This window comes from Micromonospora sp. A200 (genome assembly GCF_029893845.1).
Classification (GTDB): Bacteria; Actinomycetota; Actinomycetes; order Mycobacteriales; family Micromonosporaceae; genus Micromonospora; species Micromonospora purpureochromogenes.
Genome location: NZ_JARXXY010000074.1, coordinates 1 through 10910 on the forward strand (window position 1 = coordinate 1; position 10910 = coordinate 10910).

Here is a 10910-nt window from a genome sequence, read left to right on the forward strand (position 1 = left end):
CCACCGGCGGTCGCGGCGACACCAGCGAAGGTCAGGGCGGTCTTGCGGATCAGATCGGTACGCATGAGGGTGCACCTTTCGATCGGGGGATACGCGACCGTCGTCGGGGGACGGCGGTGCGCGTGAGAGGAAGTCAAAGAAGGGGGATGCCCGGCGGCCGCACAAGGGGGCTCTGCTCGGGTGTCCGGGGGGATGTAACCAGCCCGGCGGGCTCCGCATTCCACAGGCCCGGGGGCCATGGTGCCGGGGGATGTAACCAACCCCAGGGGCTCTGCATTCCACGAGCCTCGGCCCGGGGGTCTGCTCGGATGGTGCCGGGGGGATGTAACCAACCGGTGCGGGCCGGCATTCCACCGGGCCCTGACTCTTGCTTGACCGTCCGGGCCGGAGGGGCCACGGCGGTCTGCCATGTACAACGACCCCGCCCCGCCGACCATTCCACCCCCGGCCGGCCCCGCCCACCCGACACCGCAGGCCAGACCGGACATCCAGGCGGCGACCACCCGACCCGGAACCGGACATACGTTCGCGAACACCCCCGTCGGCCTGCGCCAGGCTCCGCCGTGAGGGCCGCCGTTATCGGCTTGCACGGTTTGCGGCGTGTCGCGGTGACCTGGGCGCGGAAGCCCGCGACACGCCGCAAACCGCGCGTCACCGGACGGGCTGGCCCCGGGGGCGGCTCTCGGGGTCCGGCGGGCGGGGTGTCGGCCTCGGTCAAGGCGCCCGGGGTCGGCTGCCGCAAACCGCGCGTCACGGGACGGGCCGGCCTTGGGGGCGGACCTCGGAATCCGGCGGGCGGGGTGTCAGCCTCGGTCGAGGTGCCAGCCGGCGCACGTCGCCGCGTGGCGCCCGGCACGGGGGCGGCGGAGGTTCTCCGCCCGCGCCGATGCGCGCGTCGGACCAGGGCCGGGCTAGGCGTCGCGCAGCAGCGCGACCAACGCGTCGCGGGCCGCGCGCACGGCGTCCCGGGACTGATCGGTGTGGTCCAGTGCGTCGAAGCCGTGCCGTCCGTCCGGTACGTCGAGGACCCGCACCGAACGGCCACTCGCCGCCGCCGCCGAGGTGAACGCCTCGATCCCGGCCAGCACCGGCGGCATGTCCCGACCCGCCCGGACCAGCAGGACCGGCAGGTCGCCGGCGGACGCCACGGCCTCGACCGGGTGGAACCGGGCCTCGACCTCCCAACCGGGCAGCGGCGCCAGCAGCGGATAGGTGCCGACCAGCCCCCGCAGCCACGACGGCGCAGCGCGCAGCCAGTCGCCCAGCAGCAGGCCGCCGCCGGAGAAGAACCAGAGCACCAGCCGGTCGGCGTCGACCCGGGGATCGGCGCGGACCTGCGCGACGGCCGCCGCGACATCCTCGGCCGCGGCCGGAAAGCCCGTCAGCTCGTCCACCCGGTAACTGACGACCGCGGCGACGAGGCCCTGCTCGGCCAGGAGGGCGCCGTATCCCCGGTAGAGGAGCCAGTCGCGCGGGTCGGACGCGCCGGGTGGCAGCGGTGCGCCGTGGACCAGCACCACGGCGGGCCGGGGCCCGTCACCGGCCGGCAGGTGCAGGTCAACCTGGCCGTGCCGCTCGACGGGGGCGGCCGGCGGGGACAGGACGAACGGTGTCCGGTCGAAGGGCGTCGCCATGCCCGGATGGTAGCCGCCGAGCCCCTGCTCCGACGCCCCGTCGTCCGTCCACACTGGATGACATGGGACAGGTCGGCAGGTGGTCTGTCACCATGTCGGTCATGGAGATCTGGCACAACCCGTCCTGCTCGAAGTCCACCTGCGCCCGCACCACCCTCGACGAGGCGCGGGTGCCGTACCGGCTGCGGGCGTACCTGGAGCAGCCGCCGAGCGCGGCCGAGTTGACCGAGGTGCTGCGCCGGCTCGAGGCGCGCGCGTGGGACATCTGCCGCACCGGGGAGCCGGCCGCAGTGGCACGGGGCATGGCCGACTGGCCCCGCGACGACGCCACCGAGCCCCGCTGGATCGAGGCGATGGTGGCGCATCCGGAGCTCATCCAGCGGCCGATCCTGCTGCTCGACGACGGCAGCGCGGTGCTCGGGCGTACCCCCGGAGCGCTCGACGAGGCGCTGCGCCGCGCCGCGGCCGAGTCCGAGCGCTGAGCCGCGCCCGCCGGGTCAGGCCTGCTCGCCGGCCGGCGTGCCGTTCCCCGCGGCCTGCGCGTGCCGCTCGCGCAGCCGGTCCCGGATCTCCTCCGGCGTGTACGACCGGCGGCGCCGCTCGGCGCGGGCGATGACCACGCCGGACGCCGCGACTCCGGCCAGGCCGGCCAGACCGAGTACCTTCCACCACCGCATCCGTTGCCGCATCGGCCTAGGGTAGACGCTCATGAGCATCAGCCTGGACGAGGCCGTCGACCTGACCCGTACCGGAGACCTGTGGGTGTTCCGTGGCCGGAGCGTGCCCGACCGCGCCATCCAGCTCACCACGAACAGCCCGGTCAACCACGTCGGCATGGCCGTGGTGCTGGACGACATGCCGCCCCTGATGTGGCACGCCGAGCTGGGCCGCTCGCTGCCGGACATGTGGACCGGCAACCACCAGCGCGGCGTGCAGCTGCACGACCTGCGCGACGCGGTCTGCGTCTGGGCCAACCGGTACGGCCAGCGGGCCTGGCTGCGCCAGCTCGACCCGCCCGCCGACGCGGCGATGGAGCAGGCGGTGCTGCGTACCGTCGCTCGGCTCGACGGCACGCCCTTCCCCTCCACCGCCCAGCTCGCCTGGCGCTGGGCGCGGGGCCGGGTGCCGCAGGTGCGGCTGCCGGGCCGCCGGGACCGCTCCGGGGTGCCGCTGCCGGACCGGGCGCTGGAGACGGCGTACTGCGCCGAGGTGGTGGCGGTGACCTACGAGGCGATGGGGCTGCTGCCGGCGGGCCGCCGTCCGAACTGGTACGACCCGGGCCGGTTCTGGAGCGGCGACGACCTCGACCTGGCCGGTCAGGCCAGGCTCGGCGCCGAGATCGAGGTGCACATCCCGCCGCGCTGAGGTTTGCCGACGCCCGCCGGCGGCAATTGGTGACGCCGTGAGAGCCTCCACCGATCTCGACACGCTGACCGACTTCTTCGACCGGTACGGCGTGGCGCTCACCGCCGGCGACGTACCCGCCCTCGCCGGCTGCTACGCCCTGCCCGGGCTGGTGGTCGCCGACACGTACAGCTTCTCCTTCAGCACGCTGACCGCCGTCGCGCTCTCCTTCGTCGGCGCCGCCCCGGGCTACCAGGAACGGGAGCTGGTCGCGGCGAACGCGCTTATCGAGGACGTGCAGCCGGTCTCCGCGCTGCTGACCGAGGTGGCCGTGCAGTGGGAGTTCCTGGACAGCCAGGGTCGGGCGGTGCCGGGCGAGCGGTACCGCTACCTGCTGCGCACCACCGAGGACGGCCCGGCCATCTGCACCGTCATCCGCGCGGCGTGACGCGACGGCTCCCGGGCAGCCGTTCGGTGGGCGGCGTCGGTGCGGGGCTGACCCGACCGAACCCGAATCGGTCTCGTGCCACCAGCCGTTTTCCGACCCGTACCGGCCGGACGAACCGTACCGGGCGGGCCCTCTGCTGTCGGGCGTCCGCGCTGACTAGGCTGGCGCGGCTGCTCCGACAAGGGGGACCTCATGTCCGACCGCTCGGCCCCACGGCCGGGGGCGCGATCCGTACCCGCCGTGCTGGCGTCGATGCCGTGGATCGTCGTGCTGCTCGGCGTCGGTCTGCTCGCCGTCATGCTGGTGTTCGCCCTGCTCTCCTTCCGCGGACCGGAGCACGCGGCGGCGCCCGAGCCGGCGCCGCCGATGTACCTGCCGAGGATGCCCGCCGTGACGTCGTCCGTGGCGCCACCGGCCGACGCCCCGCTGGTCGCCGTGGACGCCACCCCGTCGCGGACGGCCAGCGCCACCCCGTCGCCGCGGGCCAGCACCCGCCGGCCGGCCGCGACGCCGACGACCCGCGCACCGGCCGCTGGGTCCGGCCGGGTGAGCGCGGACTACCAGGCCACCTCCAGCGACCGGGACTCGTTCTCCGCCCGGCTGACGGTGCGCAACACCACCGGCGGGGCTCGCGAGTGGCGGGTGGAGCTGCTGTTCACGGGCAACGTCAAGTCGATCCGGGCGTCGTCGGACTCGGGGCTGTCGGTGCGTACGCAGGGCAGTGGCTGGTTCGTGCTGAGCGGCACCAGGCCCCTGCCGGCGGGGGAGAGCGCCGTGGTGTCCATGACGTTCGGCAGGACCGGTACCGGTGACCGGCCCGGCCAGTGCACCGTCAACGGGGCGGACTGCACCATCGGCTGAGCGCCGGACGCGTCCGTACCATGAGGACGGTGCCGGCGCGCAGACTTCCCGGCCCTGCCGATGGATGGCTACGCTCGCCCGACGGCACGGATGAGGGAGGGGCATGTCCGGCACGCGTCGCCGCTCGTCCCGGGCCGCCGCCACGGCGCTCGCCTCGTCGCCCTGGGTGCTGGTGGCCACCGGGGTCGTGGTGATGGTGGTGCTGCTGGTCGTCGCGTTGACGGCGTCCCGCGGCCGCGAGCCGGAGACCGCCCGGCCGGCTGACCTGCCCGCCACCATGGCGCTGCCCGACCTGCCGTCGAGTCCGCCGTCGCGAGCCCCGGTCGCCCTGCCCGCTCCGGGCGCCCCGCAGCTCACCCCGCGCCGCAGCGATCCCCCGCCCGGTCCGCCGCCCAGCGGGCGCCCCGCGTCCCCCGCCGCGGGACGGGACACGCGACCGGAGTCGGCCCCGCAGCCCCCGCCGCCGTCGCCGGTCACCGGGCGGTACCGGGTGATGGAAGCCTGGGACGACGGCTTCATCGGCGAGGTGCTGCTCGCCAACGCCGCCGCCGGTCCCCGCCCCTGGACGGTGCGCCTGGTGCCGCCGGCCGGCAGCCGCGTGGCCAGCTCCTGGGTGGAGGGTGCGCCGCAGGGCAGTTCCCGGATGTCCGACGGCGTCTTCACGTACACCAGTGGGGTGGACCTCGACGGCGGCGCGTCCGTGGCGCTGCGGTTCCACCTCGAACACACCGGCGAGAACACCCGCCTGAGCGGGTGCACCGTTGACGGCGCCGCCTGCGCCGGCCTCTGATCCACCCCCTGTCCGGCGGCGCCGGGTGACCTCCCCGTGCGGCGGAACGACGGCACGTTTCGCAAGGAGGCTGCTTTGTTGCGACCATGTTTGCAAGGTATTGCAGAATGTTTCGGCAAGAGCTAGCGTGCGGGCGAATCAGCGACCAGAGGAAGGCCGTCGATGAAACCCCCGCCGATATCTCGCAAGGCACTGCTCGCCTTGGTCTCCACCCTCACCCTCGCCCTCGTCGGCGTCCCGGTCGCCGTCAACCAGCTCGGCGCGGACGCCACCGACCGGACTCCCACCGTCGACACCCTGGCCGCGGCCGGCGCCGCCCAGTGGGGCGCCGAGCCCTCGACCGAGGCCCTGCTGAAGGCCGGTGCCGGCACGGGACGCGCCGAGCAGTTCTACTTCGTACTGCCGGACCGGTTCGCCAACGGCGACCCGCGCAACGACTCCGGCGGCCTCACCGGCGACCGCCTCCGCACCGGCCTGGACCCGAAGGACAAGGGCTTCTACCACGGTGGCGACCTCAAGGGCGTCATCGACAAGCTGGACTACATCCAGGGCCTGGGGACGACCGCCATCTGGCTCGCGCCGATCTTCAAGAACCGCCCCGTGCAGGGCAGCGGCGCGGACGTCTCGGCCGGCTACCACGGCTACTGGATCACCGACTTCACCCAGGTCGACCCGCACTTCGGCACGAACGAGGAGATGCGGAAGCTGGTCAAGCTCGCCCACCAGCGCGGCATCAAGGTCTACCTTGACGTCATCGTCAACCACACCGCCGATGTCATCAAGTACGGCGAGGACAAGTACGCGTACGTCGACAAGAAGACCTCGCCGTACACCGACGCGGAGGGGCGCGCCTTCGAGGACCGCAACTACGCCGACGGCACCCGGGACTTCCCGACGGTCACCGCGGACGCAGGCCCGTACACGCCGACCTTCGCCAGCCCCGCCGACGCCAAGGTGAAGGTGCCGGCCTGGCTGAATGATCCGACGATGTACCACAACCGGGGCGACTCGACCTTCGCCGGCGAGAACAGCGAGTACGGCGACTTCTTCGGCCTGGACGACCTGTGGACCGAGCGTCCCGAGGTGGTGCGGGGCCTGACCAAGGCCTACGGCGACTGGATCGCCAGCACCGGCGTCGACGGCTTCCGGCTCGACACCGTCAAGCACGTCAACCTCGACTTCTGGCCGCAGTTCAGCCAGGGCATCAAGCGGGCCGCCGACGCCGCCGGCAAGAAGGACTTCTTCATGTTCGGCGAGGTCTACAGCGCCGACCAGGAGGTCACCTCGACCTACGTGCGGCGCGGTGGCCTGCCGGCCACCCTGGACTTCTCCTTCCAGGAGGCCGCGCGCGGCTACACCGCCGCCGACGGTTCCGCCAAGGCCCTCGCCGACGTGTACGCCCGCGACGACCTGTACGCCGCCCGGGACACCGGCGCCAACCGGCTGACCACCTTCCTCGGCAACCACGACATGGGCCGGATCGGCTCCTTCATCGCCGCCTCCGGTGGCGACGACGCCACCCAACTGCGCCGCGACCAGCTCGCCCACCAGCTGATGTTCCTCACCCGGGGCCAGCCGGTCGTGTACTCCGGCGACGAGCAGGGCTTCACCGGCCCCGGCGGCGACAAGGACGCCCGGCAGGACATGTTCGCCACCAAGGTGGCGGACTACCTCGACGACGACCTGATCGGCACCGCCCGCACCCACGCCGACGACCAGTACGACACCGGCCACCCGCTCTACCGCACCATCGCCGAGCTGGGCACGCTGCGCCAGGCCCACCCGGCGCTGCGGGACGGCCTCCAGGTCACCCGGTACGCGGCCGACGGCCCCGGCGTCTTCGCCTTCTCCCGGATCGACCCGGCCGACCGCACCGAGTACGTGGTGGCCGTGAACAACGCCGCCACCACGCAGTCCGTCTCCGTGGACACCTGGTCCGCCGGGACCGCCTTCACCGGCGTCTACGGCGGTGCGGCCACCGCCACCGCCGGCGCGGACGGCAAGCTCGGCCTGACCGTGCCGCCGATGGCGGCCGTGGTGCTCAAGGCCGGCCGGCCCATCCCGCAGGCCACCGCCGCGCCGGGCATCACCCTCAGCGCGCCCGGCGCCGACCCGGTCGCCACCCGGACCGCCGTCACCGCCCAGGTCACCGGTGACCCGCTGGCCACCGTCACCTTCGCCGCCCGGGTGCCCGGCGGCAGGTGGACGCTGCTGGGCAGCGCGCACACCGCCCCGTACACCGTCCACCACGACCTGACCGGCCTGCCCGGCGGGACGAAGGTCGAGTACAAGGCCGTCGTCCGCGACGGCAAGGGGCGGACCGCCGGCACCCGCGCCACCGGCGTGGTCGGCACCCCGGCACAGAGCGCCGCCCGGGACTGGGCGGTGGTGCACTACCAGCGTCCCGCCGGCGGGTACGACGACTGGGGCCTCTACACCTGGGGTGACATCGACCCGGCGTACGCCACCGAGTGGCCCAAGGGGCAGCCGTTCGCCGGTGAGGACTCCTACGGCCGGTTCGCCTGGGTCAAGCTCAAGCCGGGCGCGAAGTCGGTCGGCTTCCTTGTCGTCGACAAGAACGGCAACAAGGACGTCGCGAACGACCGCACCATCGACGTGACGCAGACCGGCGAGGTCTGGGTCAAGCAGGGCGATCCGACGCTCTACCCGACCCGGCAGGCCGCCACCGGCGAGCCTGACCCGGCGGTCGACGAGAGCACCGCGGTCATCCACTGGCGCAAGGCCGACAACGACTACGCCGGCTGGGGGCTGCACCTCTGGGACGGCGCCGCCAACCCGACCGACTGGTCCAACCCGCTCAAGCCGGAGAAGATCGACGCCTACGGCGCGGTCTTCCGGGTGCCGCTGGCCGCCGGCGCCGCCGGGCTGAGCTACATCATCCACTCCGGTGACACCAAGGATCAGCCCGACGACCAGCGGCTGGACTTCGCCAGCGCCGGGCGTGAGGTCTGGCTGCTCGCCGGGGTGAAGGGCAGGCTGCTGCCGCCCAGCTCGTCCGGCCCCGCCCGGGACCTCGACATCGCCAAGCAGAAGGCGCACTGGATCGACCGGTCCACCGTCGCCTGGTCGACCGGCCCGACCGACGGCAAGCAGTACGCCCTGGTGGCCGCACCGGCCGGCGGGCTGAGCATCGCCGACGGTGAGCTGGCCGGGACGTACACCTCGCTGCCGCTGCGGGCGCAGCGCAACGGGCTCACCGAGGCCCAGCGCGCGACCTTCCCACACCTGTGGTCCTACCGCACGTTCAGCCTGGACCGCGCCGACCTGGCCAAGGTCCCGGCGGCGCTGCGCGGGCAACTGGTGGTGACCGAGCGCGACGCCGAGGGCGTGTTGCTCGGCGCGACCGGCGTGCAGATCCCGGGCGTGCTCGACGACGTCTACGCCCGGGCCACCGACGCCCGGCTGGGCGCCACCTTCGCCGGCCGGGTGCCCACCCTCGCCGTCTGGGCGCCCACCGCCCGGACGGTGTCGCTGCAGCTCTTCGACTCGCCCACGGCCGAGCCGAGGACGGTGGCGATGAGCCGCAACGACCGCACCGGCGTCTGGTCGGTGCGCGGCACGAAGGCTTGGGCCGGCAAGTACTACCGTTACCAGGTCGAGGCGTGGCAGCCGGCGGCGCAGAAGGTGGTCACCGCCGCGGTGACGGACCCCTACTCGGTGGCGCTCGCGCCGGACTCGACGCACAGCCAGATCGTCGACCTGTCCGAGGAGGCGCTGGCCCCGTCCGGCTGGGCGAGCCTGCGCAAGCCGCCGGCGGTGCCGGCGTCGAAGGCGCAGATCTCCGAGCTGTCGGTACGGGACTTCTCGATCGCCGACGCCACCGTGCCGGCGGAGAAGCGGGGCAGCTACCTCGCCTTCACCGACCCGAACACCGCCGGCATGAAGCACCTGAAGTCGCTCGGCGACGCCGGGGTCAACTACCTGCACCTGCTGCCCTCGTTCGACTTCGCCACCATCCCCGAGAAGCGGGCCGCCCAGCAGCAACCCGACTGCGACCTGGCGAAGCTGCCGCCGGACTCCGACCAGCAGCAGGCCTGCGTGGCGAAGGTCGCCGAAAAGGACGGCTACAACTGGGGCTACGACCCGCTGCACTACACCGTGCCCGAGGGCGGCTACGCCGTCGACCCGGCCGGGGCGAAGCGGACCACCGAGTTCCGGCAGATGGTCGCCGGGGTCAACGGCGCCGGGCTGCGCGTGGTGCTGGACGTGGTCTACAACCACACGTCCGCCTCGGGCACCGACCCGAAGTCGGTGCTCGACCAGGTGGTGCCGGGCTACTACCACCGGCTGCTGGAGGACGGCAGCGTCGCCAACTCGACCTGCTGCGCCAACACCGCGCCCGAGCACGCCATGATGGGCAAGCTGGTGGTGGACTCCATGGTCACCTGGGCCAAGGCGTACAAGGTGGACGGCTTCCGGTTCGACCTGATGGGCCACCACCCGAAGGCGAACATCCTGGCCGTGCGGGCCGCGCTGGACCAGCTCACCCCGGCCCGCGACGGCGTGGACGGGAAGAAGATCCTGCTCTACGGCGAGGGCTGGAACTTCGGCGAGGTCGCCAACGACGCCCGGTTCGTGCAGGCCACCCAGGCCAACATGGCCGGGACCGGCATCGGCACCTTCAACGACCGGCTCCGCGACGCGGTGCGCGGCGGCGGTCCCTTCGACGGCAACCCCCGCATCCAGGGCTTCGCCTCCGGTCTCTACACCGACCCCAACGGCGACACCGTGAACGGGATGGCGGCCGAGCAGAAGGCGCGGCTGCTGCACTACCAGGACCTGATCAAGGTGGGGCTCGCCGGCAACCTGCGGGGCTACCGGTTCACCGACTCGTCGGGCCGGCAGGTCACCGGCGCCCAGGTGGACTACAACGGCTCGCCGGCCGGCTACACCGCCGCGCCGGGCGAGGCGGTCACCTACGTTGACGCGCACGACAACGAGATCCTGTACGACGCGCTGGCGTACAAGCTGCCGCAGGGCACCTCGGCGACGGACCGGTCGCGGATGCAGGTGCTGGCGTTGGCGACCACCACCTTCGGGCAGGGGGCGGGCTTCGTCACCACCGGCTCCGAGCGGCTGCGCTCGAAGTCGCTGGACCGCAACTCGTACAACTCCGGTGACTGGTTCAACCAGATCCGGTGGGACTGCGCGCAGGGCAACGGGTTCGGCGCCGGCCTCCCGCCGGAGCAGGACAACAAGGACAAGTGGCCGTACGCGAAGCCGCTGCTGGCCGACCCGAAGCTGGTGCCGGACTGCGCCGCGATCAACCTGGCCGACGCCCGGTACGCGGAGCTGCTGCGGATCCGGGAGTCCTCGCCGGTGTTCGGGCTGGCCACCGCCGGCCAGGTGCAGCGGCGCGTCGCGTTCCCGCTCTCGGGCGAGAACGAGACGCCGGGCGTGCTGACCATGACCCTGGACGCCCGCGGGCTGGACGGGAAGTGGAAGTCGCTGACCGTCGTCTTCAACGGCACGCCGGATACGGCGAAGCAGACGGTGACCGGCCTGCGGGGTGCGGACGTCGCGCTGCACCCGGTGCTGGTGAACTCGGCCGACCCGGTGCTCCGGACGGCCTCGTTCGACCGGGCGGCCGGCACGTTCACCGTGCCGGCGCGAAGTGTGGCGGTCTTCGTCCAGCACTGACCCGACGACGGTCCGGCCCCCTGCCACCGAGGTGGCAGGGGGCCGGACCTGTGTGTGGATCCCGAGCTGACCGGCGGTCAGTTGAAGCAGTCCTTGACGGTGCCGGCGCAGTTGGTGGGGTCGTTGTTGGTCACGGTCGACTTGTCGTCGAGCTTGACCTTGCCGTCGTTGT

The 10910-nt window shown here is 73.1% G+C and carries 8 protein-coding genes; 6 read left to right on the plus strand and 2 right to left on the minus strand.

The window, feature by feature from the left end:
* Positions 1-911: 911 nt before the first annotated feature.
* A complete protein-coding gene (locus tag M2302_RS32650) occupies positions 912-1634 on the minus strand; it encodes a hypothetical protein (protein WP_280841643.1) in 723 nt (240 codons plus the stop codon).
* 101 nt (positions 1635-1735) lie between these two features.
* Between M2302_RS32650 and M2302_RS32655 the strand changes: the two genes are divergently transcribed.
* Complete coding sequence (locus M2302_RS32655; protein ID WP_280841644.1) at positions 1736-2116, plus strand: ArsC/Spx/MgsR family protein; 381 nt, start codon at positions 1736-1738, stop codon at positions 2114-2116.
* A 15-nt stretch (positions 2117-2131) separates the two neighbouring features.
* Here M2302_RS32655 and M2302_RS32660 read toward each other — a convergent pair whose 3' ends face one another.
* Entirely contained in the window at positions 2132-2311 is a 180-nt protein-coding gene (locus tag M2302_RS32660) for a hypothetical protein (RefSeq protein ID WP_179806561.1), read from the minus strand.
* Between the two features lie 31 nt (positions 2312-2342).
* Here M2302_RS32660 and M2302_RS32665 point away from each other — a divergent pair, with 31 nt between their 5' ends.
* From M2302_RS32665 to pulA, 5 genes are all read left to right on the plus strand, one after another.
* On the plus strand, positions 2343-2999 hold the full coding sequence (locus M2302_RS32665) for a hypothetical protein (RefSeq protein ID WP_280841645.1): 657 nt from the start codon (positions 2343-2345) through the stop codon (positions 2997-2999).
* A 37-nt stretch (positions 3000-3036) separates the two neighbouring features.
* Positions 3037-3426: a hypothetical protein gene (locus M2302_RS32670; RefSeq protein WP_280841646.1), complete on the plus strand. Its 390-nt coding sequence runs from the start codon at positions 3037-3039 to the stop codon at positions 3424-3426.
* Between the two features lie 192 nt (positions 3427-3618).
* Positions 3619-4287 carry a cellulose binding domain-containing protein gene (locus M2302_RS32675; protein ID WP_280841647.1) on the plus strand — a complete coding sequence of 223 codons (669 nt, stop codon included), beginning with the start codon at positions 3619-3621 and terminating at the stop codon, positions 4285-4287.
* A 103-nt stretch (positions 4288-4390) separates the two neighbouring features.
* Complete coding sequence (locus M2302_RS32680) at positions 4391-5077, plus strand: cellulose binding domain-containing protein (RefSeq protein WP_280841648.1); 687 nt, start codon at positions 4391-4393, stop codon at positions 5075-5077.
* Between the two features lie 162 nt (positions 5078-5239).
* Entirely contained in the window at positions 5240-10738 is a 5499-nt protein-coding gene (gene pulA / locus M2302_RS32685) for a pullulanase-type alpha-1,6-glucosidase (protein WP_280841649.1), read from the plus strand.
* The last annotated feature ends 172 nt before the right edge of the window (positions 10739-10910 follow it).